We start from the raw sequence: 16918 nt of genomic DNA, 5'->3' as shown, positions 1-16918 counted from the left end.
ACAGTCGTCCAGATGAACGGTGCGGAAAACCCGCGGTGCACGGCGTCAGCGCGGAGCGAAGCCGCGCAGCGGCGTGCTGCGGAGCAGCAACGTGCCGTGCACCGTTCAAATGGATGGGGCTGGCGCCCGTTCCGGCGCCGTGGCCCGCCAAAAAAGCCGCTGGCTATAATCGGCCGGTGCCGTTGCGCACATCAGCAGCCCGATCGGGCAGGGGAGCGGAAGGTGAGGATCACGACGGATATCGGGCAGGATCTCGACGCGCTGCGCGACGTACCGGCCGCCATCGTGCTCGACGAATTCGCGTGGCCGCCGTTGCCGTCCCGGCGCGCCGATTTCGACGGCGTCACGCGCGGCGACGCGGCACAGCGCGAACTCGGCCTCATGCTGCTCGACCTGTACGCCGTGGCCGCGCAATCCGGCATCGGCGAATTCGAATGCCGGTTTTTTGCGCTGCTGCAGGCGCTCATTCCGTTCGACGCCGCGTGGACCGGCGTCGCGACCCACGCGCCGACCGGCCCCGTGATGCACAACAGCTTCCTGTACCGTTTGCCGCACGCGTTCTTCATCGACTGGAAGCGCGTGCGCGATTGCGATCCGCTCGCGCACCGCACGCTGCACGGCGCGCCTGGTCGCGCGGTGCGGCTCACGGTCGTCGAGCCCGGGCTCGATGCGCGGTTTCGCGACTGGTGCGTGAAGTACGGGCTCGCGCAGCTGATGTGCGTATCCACGCTCGATCGCCGTTTCGGTCTGACGACGTTCATGTCGATTTACCGGCAGGGGCTCAATCGTCCGTTCGGCGACGACGATGCGCGTCGCTTCGAGGAGGTGATTCCGCACCTCGCGGCCGCGCTGACGATCAATCGCGCCGCGCAGCTCACGCGCGAGCGCGCCGAGACGGCGGCGCCGGCGGCGCGCGCGCTGTGCGACAGCTTCGGGGTGCTCCACCATGCCGATCACGGTTTCGACGAGGTGCTGCGCACCGAGTGGCCGGCCTGGGCCGGCGCGCGCGTGCCGGAGCCGCTCGTCGCGCACCTGCGGCGCCAGTCGGGCCAGCCTTTCGTCGGCGACGCGCTGCGCATCCAGTGCGTGCCCGTCGCGGGGCTGTTCCAGATCGAAGCGCGGCCGCGCTCGCTGCTCGACCGGCTGAGCCCGCGCGAGCTCGCGGCGATCCGCTATTACGGCGCCGGGCGGTCGCACAAGGAGGTCGCGCAACAGATGGCCATTTCGCCGACCACCGTGCGCCACTACCTGCGCTGCGCGTACCGCAAGCTCGGCATGCACGACAAGAGCCAGATCGCGGGCGTGCTGGGCGCCACGGGCGGTGTGGCCGACGACGCGCCCCTCGATGCCGGCGGCGTGCCGCGCTGACGCGAACGAGCGCGAGCGGGGGCGTGTGGCCCATTCCCGTGTAAATGGTTGTGCCCGCAACTATTGAGCGTTATGCTCGTCAGCTCCCAGGAGACGGAATTCCATCATGAACGACACGAATTCAGGGTCGGTGCGCGCGGCGGTGGTCGGTGTCGGTGCGATCGGCGGATTGCTCGCGGCCGCGCTGTCGCGGGCCGGCATGACCGTGAGCGCATACGCGCGCGGCGCGACGCTCGACGCGCTGAACACGCACGGCGTGCGCGTGATCGACGAAGGCGGCGATACCGCGTCGGTGCCGGTGCGGGCGAGCGACGATGCGCATGCGCTCGGCGTGCAGGACTACGTGGTGATCGCGCTGAAGGCGCAGGCGCTGCCGGCGCTGGCTGCGCGCATTGCGCCGCTGGTCGGGCCCGACACCGTGATCGTCGCGGCGATGAACGGGTTGCCGTGGTGGTTCACGCACGGGCTCGCGGGCTCGCTCGACGGCGTGCCGCTCGATGCGGTCGACCCGGCCGGCGCGGTGTCCGCCGCGTTGCCGCCCGCGCAGGCGATCGGCTGCGTCGTGCACCTGTCGTCGAGTACCGACGCGCCGGGCGTCGTGCGCCGCGGGCGCGGCAACCGGCTGATCGTCGGCGCGCCGGATCAGCGGCTCGCCGCGGCCACGGCGCGGTTTGCCGCGGCGCTTGCGGCGGGCGGTTTCGACGTCGAGTCGACGCCCGCGATCCGTGCCGAGATCTGGACGAAGCTGTGGGGCAACATGAACATGAATCCGCTGAGTGCGCTGACCGGGTCGACGGCCGAGCAGTTGCTCGACGATCCGTTCACGCAGGCACTCGCGCTGCGGATGATGGAGGAGGCGGCCGCGATCGGCGCGAAGCTCGGCCTGTCGACGGGGATGAGCGGGCCCGAGCGGATCGCGGTCACGCGCAAGCTCGGCGCGTTCAAGACGTCGATGCTGCAGGATGTCGAGGCAGGACGGTCGCTCGAGATCGGGCCGATCCTCGGCGTATTCCCGGAGCTCGGCCGCAAGCTTGGCGTGCCGACCCCGTACTGCGACGCGGTGCTCGGACTGTTGCGCCAGCGCGCGGCGAACAGCGGGCTCTAGCGCGTGCCGGGCGCCGCCGGGCGCCGCCGCACGGCAGCGGCGAAGCGCGGGACGTTCGCCGCGCCCGCCGCGTGACGCAAAGCGGGCCACCCGCGTTGCCGGTCAAGTAACGTGGGCGGCCCGTCGAATTCGTCGGATCAATAGGGCTGGCGCGGCGCTCCTGATTCGGCTCAGTCGTCCCGCTCGGTGGCGTGCGCGACGACCTTGTCGAGCAGCCGTTCGAACGTCTGGCGTTCGCCGTCGGACAGGCAGGCCAGCAGGCCGTCGTTCCACTTGCGCACGATCGGCATGATCTTGCGGTGCAGCGCGCGGCCGTCGGCGGTCAGCGCGATCAGCACGATCCGGCCATCCTCCTCGCTCGCGCTGCGCTCGAGCAGGCCCTGGCGCAACAGCGCCTCGGCCGCGCGGCTTGCCTGGCTCTTGTCGAGATTGGTGTGACGCGCGAGATCCATGATCGAGAACGGACCGAACGCGCCGACGGCGGCGATCACGCGCGCCTCGGGCAGCGAGATGTCGAGCTTGTGCCGGTACACCTCGCCGATCCCGCGGTCGGAGCGCTTCGTGAGCGCATGGAGGCGATAGGTCAGAAACTGATCGAGCCCGGCTTGACGGCCTTTCATGTCGAATCCTGAAGAAAAAGGGCGGGCCCGATTGTTCCTGTATCGCACGCTCGGGTCAACGGTCAGTGTGCACCGTATTTCAGGCGCGTCAATTGTTCCGCTTCGTTCGCGAGCAGATTGGCCGCGTCGCGGATCGCGACGTCGAGCGTGATCGGCCCGGGAGCCGGCGAGAAGCAGCCGGAAAAATGCTCGGACAGGCGCGGCAGCGCGGCCGGATCGACCGCGCCCGACAGCAGCGACGCGGGCACGCCGGCGGCCCGCGCGTGACGGCACGCGATGAACGGCGCCTTGCCGTGCAGCGTCTGCACGTCGGAGCGGCCTTCGCCGGTGATCAGCCAGTCGGCGCCGGCGAGCGCGGCGTCGAGCCCGACCTGGCGCGCGACGACTTCGGCGCCCGCTTCGAACCGCGCGCCGAGCATCTGCAGCGCGAAACCGAGGCCGCCGGCGGCGCCCGCGCCCGGCAGGTCGCGGCCGCGGCGGTCGAGCGCGGTTTCGAGCAGGTCGGCGAAGCGGGCGAGCGCGGCGTCGAGGGTCGCAACCTGCTCGGGCGTCACGCCCTTTTGCGGGCCGAACACGGCGGTCGCGCCGTGCGCGCCCGTCAGCGGGTTGTCGACGTCGGACATGCCGACGAATTCCGTGTCCTTCAGGCGCGGGTCGAGTGCCGACGCGTCGATACGCGCGATATCCGCGAGCCGCGACGGCACGGGCTCGACCGGCTGGCCGCCGGCGTCGAAGCACTGCAGGCCGAGGCCGGCGAGCAGGCCGGCGCCCGCGTCGTTGGTGCTGCTGCCGCCGAGCGCGACGAAGAAGCGGCGCACGCCGTCGTCGAGCAGCGCGCGGATCGCCTCGCCCATTCCGCGCGTGCTGCGCGCGTCGACCGGCACGCTCATGCCGATCGCGTCGGTAATGCCGACGATCTCGGCCGTCTCGACGATCGCCGTGCGCGCGTCGATCACGCCGACCGCCGCGTCGCGTGCCGCGAGCGACGCGCCGGCCACCCGCAGCGTGCGCCGCGTGCCGCCGCCCGCCAGCATCGCGTCGAGCGTGCCTTCGCCGCCGTCGGCCATCGGGCAGCAGCGCACGACCGCGTCGGGCCGCGCGCGGCGGATGCCGGTGGCGATCGCGTCCGCGACCTGTTCGGCGGAAAGCGAACCTTTGAACGAATCGGGCGCGATGACGACGACAGGCGCGGACGGGTGTTGCGGCATGGTGTCTCCGGAAGGCGTGATTGGTGTGAAGAATGGCGGGACCGTCATGGCGGGTCACGCTCCATCGGAGCTTACAGGATGGCGGGGCTGGGGAGGATACGGCGTTCGGCATAGCCGCGATCCGCTCGCATTGCGGTGCGAGGGGCTGTCTGCCCGGCGGGGATGCAGGTGCGACGTGCTGATCTGGCGGTACGAGGAAAATTGTTTGCTAGAATAGTCGATTCTTCCGGCCAAAGCCGTGCTCCGAGCCGCTTGCGCTAGCCATCCGGCGCGTGCAGGGATGGCGTGGCGCTCCGGCGCGGCGAGCGCGTGCGACGCACCGCGGCCGCAGGCAGGCACGGCAAGGAAAACCCGATTCGCTCGAATAATTTTAGGACGATTGAAGCCATGGCTAACGTTGTTGAGAACCTCGGCAAGCTTGAACGCCGCGTGACGATTTCCCTGCCGAAAGACACGGTGCAGAAGGAAATCGACGCCCGTATCCAGAAACTCGCGAAGAACGTGCGCATGCCGGGTTTCCGCCCGGGCAAGGTGCCGCTGAAGATGGTCGCGCAACAGTACGCGGGTCAGGTCGAGGCGGAAGTGCTGAGCGACAAGATCGGCCAGGAATTCTTCACGATCAGCCGCGCGGAAAACCTGCGCGTCGCCGGCCAGCCGAGCTTCGAGCCGAAGCAGGAACAGGCCGAGGACGCATACGCGTTCGACGCGACGTTCGAGGTCTACCCGGAAGTGAAGATCGGCGATCTGGCGACGGCTGAAGTCGAGCGCTCGACGACGTCGATCGGCGACGCCGAAATCGACCGCACGCTGGACATCCTGCGCAAGCAGCGCGTGCACTTCCACGCCCGCGGCGAAGCCGGCGAGCACGGCGACGGCGGCGCGGACACCGCAGCGAAGAACGGCGACCGCGTGACGGTCGACTTCGTCGGCAAGATCGACGACGTCGCGTTCCAGGGCGGCACGGCCGAAGATTTCCCGTTCGTGCTCGGCGAAGGCCGGATGCTGCCGGAATTCGAAACGGCGGCGCTGGGCCTGAAGGTCGGCGAACAACGCACGTTCGACCTGAAGTTCCCTGAGGATTACCACGGCAAGGACGTCGCCGGCAAAACGGCACAGTTCACGGTCACGATGAAGAAGATCGAGTGGCCGCACCTGCCGGAAATCGACGCCGAATTCGCGAAGTCGCTCGGCATCGAAGACGGCGACCTCACGAAGATGCGCGCCGAGATCAAGGAAAACCTCGAGCGCGAAGCGAAGCGCCGCACGCAGTCGATCGTCAAGAACCAGGTGATGGACGCGCTGCTGAAGATCTCCGAACTCGAGGTGCCGAAGGCGCTGATCGAGCAGGACCAGCAACGCCTCGTCGAAATGGCTCGCCAGGATCTGGCGCAGCGCGGCGTGCCGAACGCGAAGGACGCGCCGATCCCGGCGGAAATGTTCGCCGAGCAGGCCGAGCGTCGCGTGAAGCTGGGCCTCGTGCTGGCCGAACTCGTGAAGGCAAACGGCCTGGAAGCGAAGCCGGAACAGATCCGCGCGGAAGTCGACGAGTTCGCGAAGAGCTACGAAGACCCGAAGGAAGTGGTCCGCTGGTATTATTCCAACCAGCAGCGCCTCGCCGAGATGGAAGCGTTCGTCGTTGAAAGCAACGTCGTCGATTTCGTGCTGGGCAAGGCGAAGGTGACGGACAAGGAAGTGAGCTTCGAGGCACTCGCGAGCGCATCGGCGCAAGCGTAAGTGCTGCTCTAGCGGCGTGCCGGCTGTCGGAGCGACGGCCCGCACGCCGTTTTTACGTCAAGCGCACGGTTGCCATTAATATGGCGATTGAGCGGGCGGCTTCCTTCCGTTCAATTTTCCATTCGAACAAGGTTCATTGAATGATCACTCGCGCTGAATTGCTGGACATGCTTGCTTCGAACGCGCCGCAGGGTTTCGAGGCGCAAGCGCTGGGGCTGGTGCCGATCGTCGTCGAAACGAGCGGCCGCGGCGAGCGTTCGTACGATATCTACTCGCGTCTCCTGAAGGAGCGCCTGGTGTTCATGGTCGGCGAAGTGAACGACCAGACCGCCAATCTTGTGGTCGCGCAATTGCTGTTCCTCGAGAGCGAGAATCCCGACAAGGACATCAGCCTCTACATCAACAGCCCGGGCGGGTCGGTGTCGGCCGGCATGGCGATCTACGACACGATGCAGTTCATCAAGCCGGACGTGTCGACGCTGTGCATGGGGCTCGCGGCCAGCATGGGCGCGTTCCTGCTCGCGTCGGGCGCGAAGGGCAAGCGCTTCGCGCTGCCGAACTCGCGCGTGATGATTCACCAGCCGCTCGGCGGCGCGCGCGGCCAGGCGTCCGACATCGAGATCCAGGCCCGCGAAATCCTCTACCTGAAGGAGCGGCTGAACCAGCTGCTCGCGCAACACACGGGTCAGGACGTCGAGCGCATCGCGCGCGACACCGACCGTGATAACTTCATGTCGAGCGAAGACGCGAAGGCGTACGGGCTGATCGATCAGGTGCTGCTGAAGCGCCCGTGACCTTAAGTGGGGTGCCGCCCCGATTCGTGCGGCGCCCCGGCGATGTTCCGCACGCGCCGAGCATCTGCGGCAAGCGCATCCGGCCGGCTCCGGTCGCGCCCTAGGCGCGGCGTCCGGAGCATTCGGCGTATCATGTCATTTACCTGTCCGGAGGCTCTACATTCATGGCGGACAAAAAAGGTTCGAACAGCGAGAAGCTGTTGTATTGCTCGTTTTGCGGGAAGAGCCAGCATGAGGTGAAAAAACTCATCGCGGGCCCGTCGGTGTTCATCTGCGATGAATGTATCGACCTCTGCAACGAGATCATTCGCGACGAGGCGGCTGCCGCCGGCGTCGAGGCCAGCCTGTCGCGGTCGGATCTGCCGAGCCCGCAGGAAATTCGCGACATCCTCGATCAGTACGTGATCGGCCAGGAGCGCGCGAAGAAGATCCTCGCCGTGGCCGTGTACAACCACTACAAGCGCCTGAAGCACCTCGACAAGAAGGACGACGTCGAGCTGTCGAAGAGCAACATCCTGCTGATCGGCCCGACGGGCTCCGGCAAGACGCTGCTCGCGCAGACGCTCGCGCGGTTGCTGAACGTGCCGTTCGTGATTGCCGACGCGACGACGCTCACCGAAGCCGGCTACGTCGGCGAGGACGTCGAGAACATCATCCAGAAGCTGTTGCAGAACTGCAACTACGAGGTCGACAAGGCCCAGCGCGGGATCGTCTACATCGACGAAATCGACAAGATCAGCCGCAAGTCGGACAACCCGTCGATCACGCGCGACGTGTCGGGCGAGGGCGTCCAGCAGGCGCTGCTGAAGCTCGTCGAGGGCACGATGGCGTCGGTGCCGCCGCAGGGCGGCCGCAAGCACCCGAACCAGGATTTCATCCAGGTCGACACGACCAACATCCTGTTCATCTGCGGCGGCGCGTTCGACGGTCTCGAAAAGGTGATCACCGATCGCACCGAGAAAACCGGCATCGGCTTCGGCGCGACGGTCAAGAGCAAGCAGGAACGCGACGCGGGCGAGGTGCTGCGCGAAACGGAACCGGAAGACCTGATCAAATTCGGTCTGATCCCCGAATTGATCGGCCGCCTGCCGGTGGTCGCGACGCTCGGCAAGCTCGATGAAACCGCGCTGATGAAGATCCTGGTCGAGCCGAAGAATGCGCTCGTCAAGCAGTATCACAAGCTGTTCGCGATGGAGCGCGTCGAGCTGGAAATCCGGCCGGGCGCGCTGCAGGCAGTCGCCCGCAAGGCGATCCGCCGCAAGACCGGCGCGCGCGGTTTGCGTTCGATCATCGAACAGGCGTTGCTCGACGTGATGTACGAGCTGCCGACGATGAAAGGGGTCAGCAAGGTCATCATCGACGAGAACGTCATCGATGGCGACGGCAAGCCCTTGCTGATCTACGAGGACACGCCGAAGGTGGCGGGTTCGAACTGACCGGCTTGCCGACGATGTTCAGCGAAAAAGGCCGTTCATGAGACCGTGGGCGGCTTTTTTTCGTTTATCTTGTGGGTAACTCTGACTCGACACGCGGTGGTTACTTTCTTACCGAATATTTCCCGCACTTGAAGGCTTGCAATTCGTTGTGGCGGCCTCAATTACCGAACAATTGATTCCACTCATGGGGAAATGAAATGTCAGGCACCCAACTTCTTCCGCCGGAACGCATCACGCTCCCGCTGCTGCCGCTGCGGGATGTCGTCGTTTTCCCGCACATGGTGATTCCGCTCTTCGTGGGCCGGCCGAAATCGATCAAGGCCCTCGAAGCAGCGATGGAAGGCGGCAAGCACATCATGCTCGTCGCCCAGAAAACCGCGGCCAAGGACGAACCGACCGAAAAGGACATGTACGAGGTCGGTTGTATCGCCAACATCCTGCAGATGCTGAAGCTGCCGGACGGCACCGTGAAGGTGCTCGTCGAGGGCCTGCAGCGCGCGAAGGCGTTGTCGATCGAAGAACAGGAGACGCAGTTCTCCTGCGACGTAATGCCGCTCGAGCCCGATCACGCGGACAGCGCCGAAACGGAAGCGCTGCGTCGCGCGATCGTGTCGCAGTTCGACCAGTACGTGAAGCTGAACAAGAAGATCCCGCCGGAGATCCTCACGTCGCTGTCGGGTATCGACGAAGCAGGCCGCCTCGCGGACATGATCGCCGAGCGCCTGCCGCTGAAGCTCGACCAGAAGCAGCACATCCTCGAAATGTTCCCGGTCATCGAGCGCCTCGAGCACCTGCTCGCGCAACTCGAAGCCGAGATCGACATCCTGCAGGTCGAAAAGCGCATCCGCGGGCGCGTGAAGCGCCAGATGGAAAAGAGCCAGCGCGAGTACTACCTGAACGAGCAGGTCAAGGCGATCCAGAAGGAACTCGGCGAAGGCGAGGAAGGGGCGGATCTCGAGGAACTCGAGAAGCGCATCAACGCCGCGCGCATGCCGAAGGAAGCGAAGAAAAAGGCCGATGCCGAGCTGAAGAAGCTGAAGCTGATGTCGCCGATGTCGGCGGAAGCGACCGTCGTGCGCAACTACATCGACACGCTGATCGGCTTGCCGTGGCGCAAGAAGAGCAAGGTCAACAACGACCTGTCGAACGCCGAGCAGGTGCTCGACGAGGATCACTTCGGCCTCGAGAAGGTGAAGGAACGGATCCTCGAGTACCTCGCGGTGCAACAGCGCGTCGACAAGGTCAAGGCGCCGATCCTGTGCCTCGTCGGGCCTCCGGGCGTCGGCAAGACCTCGCTCGGCCAGTCGATCGCCCGTGCGACGAACCGCAAGTTCGTCCGGATGGCGCTCGGCGGCGTGCGTGACGAGGCCGAGATCCGCGGTCACCGCCGGACGTACATCGGTTCGATGCCGGGCAAGATCCTGCAAAGCCTTGCGAAGGTCGGCGTGCGCAATCCGCTCTTCCTGCTCGACGAAGTCGACAAGATGGGCATGGATTTCCGCGGCGATCCGTCGTCGGCGCTGCTCGAAGTGCTCGATCCCGAACAGAACCACACGTTCGCCGACCACTACATCGAAGTCGACTTCGACCTGTCGGACGTGATGTTCGTCGCGACGTCGAACTCGCTGAACATCCCGCCGCCGCTGCTCGACCGGATGGAAGTGATTCGTCTGTCGGGCTACACGGAAGACGAGAAGGTCAGCATCGCCCAGCGTTACCTGCTGCCGAAGCAGAAGAAGAACAACGGGCTGAAGGACGGCGAGATCGAGGTCACCGAGCAGGCGATCCGCGACATCATCCGCTACTACACGCGTGAAGCCGGTGTGCGTTCGCTCGAGCGGGAAGTGTCGAAGATCTGCCGCAAGGTCGTGAAGATGCTGTTGCTGAAGAAGGCATCGGGCGCGATCAAGGTCGACGGCGAGAACCTCGACACGTTCCTCGGCGTGCGCAAGTACGACTTCGGCCTCGCGGCGAAGGAAAACCAGGTCGGTCAGGTTACCGGCCTCGCGTGGACGGAAGTCGGCGGCGATCTGCTGACGATCGAAGCCGCGGTGATGCCGGGCAAGGGCAACGTGATCCGCACGGGTTCGCTCGGCGACGTGATGAAGGAGTCGGTCGAGGCTGCGCGTTCGGTCGTGCGCTCGCGTTCGCGGCGTCTGGGCATCAAGGACGAAGCGTTCGAGAAGCAGGACATTCACATTCACGTGCCGGAAGGCGCGACGCCGAAGGACGGTCCGTCCGCAGGCGGTGCGATGACGACCGCGCTGGTGTCGGTGCTGACGGGTATCCCCGTGCGTGCCGATGTCGCGATGACGGGCGAAATCACGTTGCGTGGCGAAGTGCTGCCGATCGGCGGGCTGAAGGAAAAGCTGCTGGCCGCGCATCGCGGCGGCATCAAGCTCGTGCTGATTCCGGAAGAGAACGTGAAGGATCTCGCGGACATTCCGGACAACGTGAAGAACGCGATCGAGATCGTGCCGGTCCGCTGGATCGACAAGGTGCTGGAACTCGCGCTCGAGCGTTCGCCGACGCCGCTGCCGCCGGAAGAAGAAGCGAAGGCGGCAGCACCGGTCGGCGAGGCGGCGAAGGATGCCGGCTCGACGGAAGTCGTCAAGCACTGAGACCCTGAGCGCCGTCGTTGCTGACGGTGGCTCACGAAACCCGCGGCGTGTCCGCGGGTTTTTTTATGGGCATCCCAAACGCATGTGCGGGCGTTTAAAAAAATTCACGTTCAGGCTTGGCAAAATGATCGGGGATGAATTAAACTTGCGGGCTCGCTGATTGTTGATGCGGAAACGCAGATCGCAGTCAGAACGAATCGGAAACGGGTGCTTAGCTCAGCTGGTAGAGCGGCGCCCTTACAAGGCGTAGGTCGGGGGTTCGAACCCCTCAGCACCCACCAGTTTCCGGATTCAGCCAGACCAAGGAGCGGTAGTTCAGTCGGTTAGAATACCGGCCTGTCACGCCGGGGGTCGCGGGTTCGAGTCCCGTCCGCTCCGCCAAACAAACAACAATGCCCGCCTCGTGCGGGCATTGTTGTTTGTGCGTTCGATTCGTGTGCGGTGCGTGACTGCGGGGATGATCGCCGGCAAGGCTCGACCTTGCGATGCCCGGCGAGCGGAGTGGCAGCAAACAATACGACAGGAAACGCCGGAACGAAAAACCCGCGACGGCTCGAACGCGATCGCGGGTTTTTCATGGTTCTCGGCGCAGAGGTGCCGGTTTTCCGGCTCGCGCGGGGAGGCCTTACTGAACGCGTATCACCTGCGGCAGCTTGTAGGTTCCGTTCAGGAGCGGGGTGTCCGGCAGGTAGGTGCGCAGCGTCAGATTGAACGCGCCAGCGGGAGCCGGCAGCCAGTTGCTGGCGGGTACGCTCGCGGGTCGCACATGGCTGATGGTGAGCACGAGCGAGCCGTCGCTCGCGAACTGAAAGTTCGACGCCGGATAGGACAGCGCATAGATTCGATCGGGATTCGGATAAAAGAATGCCTGCGCCTGGTTCGTGCCGCCGTACAGCGTCAATGACCAGAAGGCGCGCGCCGGAGGAAGCTGTCCCGCCGGGAAGGTCATCTGATAGACGCCGTTGCCGTCGTAATTCGCCCCCGACGCGTTCGCCGCTCCCGTACTCGTGTAGTAAATCGCTTCGCTGCCGGGCAGCGCACCGAGGCCGTTCAGCGCAACGCGCGCCCGTAGCGTGTATTGGGTTCCATAGTTGCCGACATCGGCCGGACCGCCTGTCCAGCCATTCGCGTCGGTACTCGTCTGGGCGGCGGCTTGCTGCGTCCCGCCGCCCGTCAGACTCGCCAGCGCCTGTGCCGCGCCTGCGTCGATCGATGCCGCGTCGGCAGACGACGGGTTGAAGGTCTGCGTCGGGCCTATGCCTATCACGTCGAGCGCGTTCGTCAGCACGGCCGTATCCTGCGGCGTCGGCGGACTCTTTTTCAAGAGCCGGTTCACGTACTGAAAATACGATGGCCAGTTGGCATAACCGGGCGGCTTTTGCGTGTCCACGCTGTCCCACGCCGCGACACCGGTTCCGGCGGGTCGCGACACGACCAGTTGATTCTGGACGGCCCACGCCGCGGGATAATCGTTCGCATCGCTCACGTAAGTCCGCGCCAATGCCCACACCGCGTTGGTCGACGAACGGAGCACGGTGACGCCTGCCGGGGCGGTTCCCTGCCAGTTCGGCCCCACGACCCAGAAGACCTTCGCGATGCCGTTGTCGGCGCTCGTGCCGCGAATCGCGAAGTTGTTCGTATAGGCATCCATCAGCGCGAGCGAGAAGTAGCGGGTGCCGCTGGCGGGCGTGTCGATCTGAACAGGGCCCGCGTCCAGTTGAAGCATGGCGATGGAATACAGCGTGTCGTGATTGGGCTTCGTCACCGAGGTGGACGAAGCATCGGACAGCTGGCGATTGTGCAGAAACGTATTCGGCGCGAGGCCCTGAGCGATGTAGCTCTGTCGCGTTGCGTAGAACTGGTACAGCGGGATCGTGAACAGCGTGGCGCTGTTTGCGGCATTTTCCGTCGCGGCGGGCGAAGCGCCCGAGCTGTCGACGCTGTCCCCGTTGCAGCCGGCCAGCAGGCCGACGGAGGCAGCGAATGCGACGAGGCGCGCGTGGTGAAGAAAACTCATCGAATGGTGCGGTATGGTCGAATGGTCGAATGGGCCGCACCCTTTCATCGTTCCGTCGATGAGCGTGGCACGGGCTGCACGGCGCGGAAAGCGTATCCGGCTTGCGATGCGGCACGAACGATCTATTTTCGATATGCAAAGTCCGACGACTCGTTAGGGCGGTATCGACCGATCGGCGTCGTGCGGTCGATCCTTGTCGTTTTTCCGGCCGTCGCATTGCTCGCGGCCAAAGACCCGGACGCGCATGCCAGGCTTGTGCCGTGTGCCCCGGTGTCCGGCGTCTTCCATTGACTGGCTCGATTCGCGGCCCCGGCCCTGCCTTGCGGTCGTCGGTGCCGATGGCGGCTGCGCCGCATCAGGCAAGCCCGCTCGGCGAACGAATGATCGTGTGCTGCGAGCCCGGGCCGCCGCGATGGGACGGCGACAATTGGGCGAGTGGCTGTCGGAGTTTCGCGAGGAGGGGGGCCGGTGATGGCGTGCGCCCCGTGCCGAAAGGCGGGTATTTTTGCTCGTACTTCCGATGGTGCCTGCCGCGGGCGTCGCCGCTTTTCTCCCGTCCCACCCCGTATGTTGTAATATCGGGCGTTTTGTCCAATTTTCCCGTCACGCATGCTCGATTTCTTCCGTAATCACCAGCGCCTGATGATGGCGCTCCTGCTCCTGATCGTGTTGCCGGGGCTGGGTTTCGTCGGGATCCAAGGCTTCCGCGGCTTCTTCGACGATAGTGCGAACGTCGCGGCAGTCAACGGGCACAAGATCACGCGGGTCGAATTCGACGGCGCGTTCCGCCAGCAGATCGACCAGGCGCGCCAGGCACTCGGCGGGCAGTTCGACATCAAGATGTTCGATACGCCCGAGCATCGCAAGCAGGTGCTCGACGGCCTGATCCAGCAACGCGTGCTGGCCGACGAGACGCAACGTCTGCACCTGACCGCATCGGACAATGCCGTGCGCGACGCACTGATGAGCGACCCGATGATCGCGTCGCTGAAGAAGCCCGACGGCTCGATCGACGTCGAGCGCTATGCGCAGCTGCTGTCGTTCCAGGGGATGACGCCCGAGCAGTATCAGGAGCGCGTGCGCTACAGCCTCGCGCTGCAGCAGATTCCGGCCAGCATCGTGTCGAGCGCGTTCACGCCGAAGAGCCTCGCGCAACGCCTGTCCGAACTCGCCGCGCAGCAGCGCGAAGTGCAGGCGCTCGTGCTGAAGACGAGCGACTTCGCCGCGAAGGTCCAGCCGACCGACGCGCAGCTCACCGCGTACTATGACGCGCACAAGCAGAGCTTCGCGACGCCGGAGACCGCGACGATCCAGTACCTCGTCTATTCGCCGGCCGCGGCCGCCGCGAGCGCGCAGCCGACCGACGCGGACATCAAGAAGTTCTACGACGACAACCCGACGCATTTCCGCACCGAAGCGCAGGTGCGCGTGAGCCACATCTTCATCGCCGCACCGGGCAGCGCGAGCGCGGCCGACAAGGCAGCGGCCAAGGCGAAGGCCGAGCAACTGCTCGCCGACGTGAAGGCGCATCCTGACCAGTTCGCGCAGATCGCGCAGAAGAACTCGCAGGACGCGCCGTCGGCGGCGAAGGGCGGCGACCTCGGCTTCATCACGCGCGGCTCGACGGCCGGCGGCAAGGCGTTCGACGATGCCGCGTTCGCGCTCAAGCAGGGTGACGTGAGCGGTGTCGTGCAGTCGGATCTCGGCTTCCACATCCTGAAGGCGACCGAAGTGAAGCCGGCGGCCGTGAAGCCGTTCGCGGACGTGAAGGACCAGATCGCGGCCGACCTGAAGCAGCAGTACGCGTCGAAGGCGTTCACGGACAACGCGGAAGGCTTCACGTCGACCGTCTACGAAAAGGCGAAAACTTTGCAGCCGGCCGCGGACAAGTACAAGCTGACGATCCAGACGGCCACCGTCACGCCGACGCCGAATCCGCAGCTGCCGCCGACGAGCCCGCTGAACAATCCGAAGTTCCTGGCTGCCGTGTTCGCGAACGACTCGGTGAAGAACCGGAACAACACGCAGGCGATCGACGTCGGCAACAACACGCTGATCTCGGCGCGCGTGACCGACTACAAGCCGGCGGCCGTGCCCGCGCTCGACGCGATCAAGGACGTCGTGCGTCAGAAGGTCGTCGCCGAGCAGGCTGCGGAACTCGCGAAGAAGGATGGCGCGGCGAAGCTCGCCGAACTGCAGAAGTCGAAATCGGCCGACGGGTTCTCGGCTGCGCAGAAGGTGTCGCGCACGCAGTCGCAAGGCCTGACGCCGGCTGCGCTGAGCGCCGTCTACAAGGTCGATGCGAAGACGCTGCCGGCCTACGTCGGGGTCGATCTCGGTGCGGATGGCTATGCGATCTACCGTGTGAACGCGGTGATCCCCGGTTCGGCGGTCGATCCTCAGCAACTGGCGGCCGCGCAGCAGCAGATGGCGCAAGTCGATGCACAGAGCGAAGGCGAGGCCTATCTGAGCGCGCTGCGCGATCGCTCGAAGGTCAAGCTGTACGGTTCGCCGTCCAGCCAGAAGCAGGACGGCGACGACTGAGCATCGTTTCGCACGCAACAAAAAGCCCCGCTTCGAGCGGGGCTTTTCGTTTTCCGGCCGGGCGGCGGCGTCAGCCGCGCGGCTTGCCGAGCAGCGGCTTCAGCGCCGGCCACACGTTGTCGAGCAGCACGCCCTGGGCCTGCTGCGACGGATGCATCTGATCGGCCTGGAACATCTCGGGCTTGTTCTCGATACCGGCCAGCAGGAACGGCACGAGCGGCACGCCGAGATCCTTCGACAGTCGCGTATAGACGGCGTGGAACTTCTGCGTGTAGTCGGGGCCGTAGTTGGGTGGCACGTACATGCCGACCAGGACGACGCGGGCCTGTGCGCGTCGCGCGTCGGCGATGATGTCGCGCAGGTTCTGCTCGGTCGTTGCGAGCGGCACGCCGCGCAGCGCATCGTTCGAACCGAGTTCGACCACGACGATCGACGGCTTGAGCCGCTGCAGCACCGCGGGCAGCCGCGCACGGCCGCCGCTCGTGGTGTCGCCGCTGACGCTGGCGTTCGCGACGCTATAATCGATTCGCTCGGTCGTGAGCCGCTGCCGCAGCAAGGCCACCCAGCCGGTGTCGCGCGGCAGCCCGTATTCGGCCGACAAGCTGTCGCCGAGCACGGCGATCACGGGCTGGCCCGATGTCGGCGTCGTCGCGGCGTGTGCCGGTAGCGTGGTGGCAAACAGGGTGCCCAGCAGCGCGGTGAGCGCCGTGCGTCTTTTCCAGCGAAATGTCGTGTTCATGTTCAAGATTACCGATCCGATCATCGAAGTCCATGACGTATGCAAGCGGGTCGCCGATGCGACGGGCGAGCTGACGATCCTCGACGGCATCACGCTTGCGGTGCAGCCGGGCAGCAGCCTCGCGATCGTCGGCGCGTCCGGGTCGGGCAAATCGACGCTGCTCGGCCTGCTTGCGGGATTGGACAGCGCGACGAGCGGCACGGTTCGCCTGCTCGGCCGCGTGCTCGACCAGCTCGACGAGGACGAGCGCGCCGCGCTGCGCAACGGCGCGGTCGGGTTCGTGTTCCAGTCGTTCCAGCTGATGCCGCACCTGACGGCGCTCGAGAACGTGATGCTGCCGCTCGAGCTGCGGGGCGGCATCAGCGCGCGCGAGGCGGCCGACCGGGCCCGCGCGCTGCTCGTGCAGGTCGGGCTCGGCGAACGCACCGCGCATTACCCGAAGCTGTTGTCGGGCGGCGAGCAGCAACGCGTCGCACTCGCGCGCGCGTTCGTCACGCGCCCGGCGGTCCTGTTCGCCGACGAGCCGACCGGCAGTCTCGACGCGGCGACGGGCCATGCGGTCATCGACCTGATGTTCGAACTGAACCGCACGCACGGCGCCACGCTCGTGCTCGTCACGCACGATGCCGAACTCGCGCGCCGCTGCGAGACGACCGTGACGCTCGACACCGGCCGCATCGTCACACCGCATACGGCATAGCGCCACGCGTGAATCGTTCTGCCGGCCGCGCA

At 65.9% G+C, this 16918-nt stretch carries 12 protein-coding genes and 2 tRNA genes; 10 read left to right on the top strand and 4 right to left on the bottom strand.

Annotation, left to right across the window (positions count from 1 at the left end):
* The first annotated feature begins 222 nt into the window (after positions 1–222).
* Positions 223–1368 carry a helix-turn-helix transcriptional regulator gene (locus AC1VVG_RS10140; protein ID WP_482835584.1) on the top strand — a complete coding sequence of 382 codons (1146 nt, stop codon included), beginning with the start codon at positions 223–225 and terminating at the stop codon, positions 1366–1368.
* A 106-nt stretch (positions 1369–1474) separates the two neighbouring features.
* On the top strand, positions 1475–2473 hold the full coding sequence (locus AC1VVG_RS10135) for a 2-dehydropantoate 2-reductase (protein WP_124669708.1): 999 nt from the start codon (positions 1475–1477) through the stop codon (positions 2471–2473).
* 170 nt (positions 2474–2643) lie between these two features.
* Here the strand turns inward: AC1VVG_RS10135 and AC1VVG_RS10130 are convergent, their stop codons facing one another.
* Both AC1VVG_RS10130 and AC1VVG_RS10125 read right to left on the bottom strand, forming a co-directional pair.
* On the bottom strand, positions 2644–3093 hold the full coding sequence (locus AC1VVG_RS10130; protein ID WP_034188770.1) for a MarR family winged helix-turn-helix transcriptional regulator: 450 nt from the start codon (positions 3091–3093) through the stop codon (positions 2644–2646).
* A 62-nt stretch (positions 3094–3155) separates the two neighbouring features.
* Complete coding sequence (locus AC1VVG_RS10125; protein ID WP_482835583.1) at positions 3156–4301, bottom strand: glycerate kinase; 1146 nt, start codon at positions 4299–4301, stop codon at positions 3156–3158.
* 387 nt (positions 4302–4688) lie between these two features.
* Here AC1VVG_RS10125 and tig point away from each other — a divergent pair, with 387 nt between their 5' ends.
* The 6 genes from tig (at position 4689) to AC1VVG_RS10095 (ending at position 11267) form a co-directional block, all read left to right on the top strand.
* Positions 4689–6035 carry a trigger factor gene (gene tig / locus AC1VVG_RS10120; RefSeq protein ID WP_034188768.1) on the top strand — a complete coding sequence of 449 codons (1347 nt, stop codon included), beginning with the start codon at positions 4689–4691 and terminating at the stop codon, positions 6033–6035.
* Positions 6036–6175: 140 nt separating this feature from the next.
* A complete protein-coding gene (gene clpP, locus AC1VVG_RS10115; RefSeq protein ID WP_010092137.1) occupies positions 6176–6829 on the top strand; it encodes an ATP-dependent Clp endopeptidase proteolytic subunit ClpP in 654 nt (217 codons plus the stop codon).
* Between the two features lie 164 nt (positions 6830–6993).
* Positions 6994–8265 (top strand): ATP-dependent Clp protease ATP-binding subunit ClpX, encoded by a 1272-nt coding sequence (clpX, locus tag AC1VVG_RS10110; RefSeq protein WP_175955842.1) that lies wholly within the window; start codon positions 6994–6996, stop codon positions 8263–8265.
* A 197-nt stretch (positions 8266–8462) separates the two neighbouring features.
* Complete coding sequence (gene lon, locus AC1VVG_RS10105) at positions 8463–10886, top strand: endopeptidase La (RefSeq protein WP_012328699.1); 2424 nt, start codon at positions 8463–8465, stop codon at positions 10884–10886.
* Positions 10887–11091: 205 nt separating this feature from the next.
* Positions 11092–11167 (top strand) — tRNA-Val (locus tag AC1VVG_RS10100).
* 23 nt (positions 11168–11190) lie between these two features.
* A tRNA-Asp gene (locus tag AC1VVG_RS10095) sits at positions 11191–11267 on the top strand.
* A gap of 244 nt (positions 11268–11511) precedes the next feature.
* On the opposite strand, the gene AC1VVG_RS10090 is transcribed toward AC1VVG_RS10095, so the two are convergent.
* On the bottom strand, positions 11512–12903 hold the full coding sequence (locus AC1VVG_RS10090; RefSeq protein ID WP_482835582.1) for a DUF1254 domain-containing protein: 1392 nt from the start codon (positions 12901–12903) through the stop codon (positions 11512–11514).
* A 609-nt stretch (positions 12904–13512) separates the two neighbouring features.
* Between AC1VVG_RS10090 and AC1VVG_RS10085 the strand changes: the two genes are divergently transcribed.
* Complete coding sequence (locus AC1VVG_RS10085) at positions 13513–15447, top strand: SurA N-terminal domain-containing protein (protein WP_034188767.1); 1935 nt, start codon at positions 13513–13515, stop codon at positions 15445–15447.
* Positions 15448–15517: 70 nt separating this feature from the next.
* Here the strand turns inward: AC1VVG_RS10085 and AC1VVG_RS10080 are convergent, their stop codons facing one another.
* Positions 15518–16186 (bottom strand): arylesterase, encoded by a 669-nt coding sequence (locus tag AC1VVG_RS10080; RefSeq protein WP_034188766.1) that lies wholly within the window; start codon positions 16184–16186, stop codon positions 15518–15520.
* Between AC1VVG_RS10080 and AC1VVG_RS10075 the strand changes: the two genes are divergently transcribed.
* Positions 16185–16886 (top strand): ABC transporter ATP-binding protein, encoded by a 702-nt coding sequence (locus AC1VVG_RS10075; protein ID WP_034188765.1) that lies wholly within the window; start codon positions 16185–16187, stop codon positions 16884–16886. The genes AC1VVG_RS10080 and AC1VVG_RS10075 overlap by 2 nt on opposite strands.
* The last annotated feature ends 32 nt before the right edge of the window (positions 16887–16918 follow it).

The organism is Burkholderia sp. L-4, from assembly GCF_056856535.1.
This window is presented reverse-complemented; position numbering and strand designations above follow the sequence as displayed.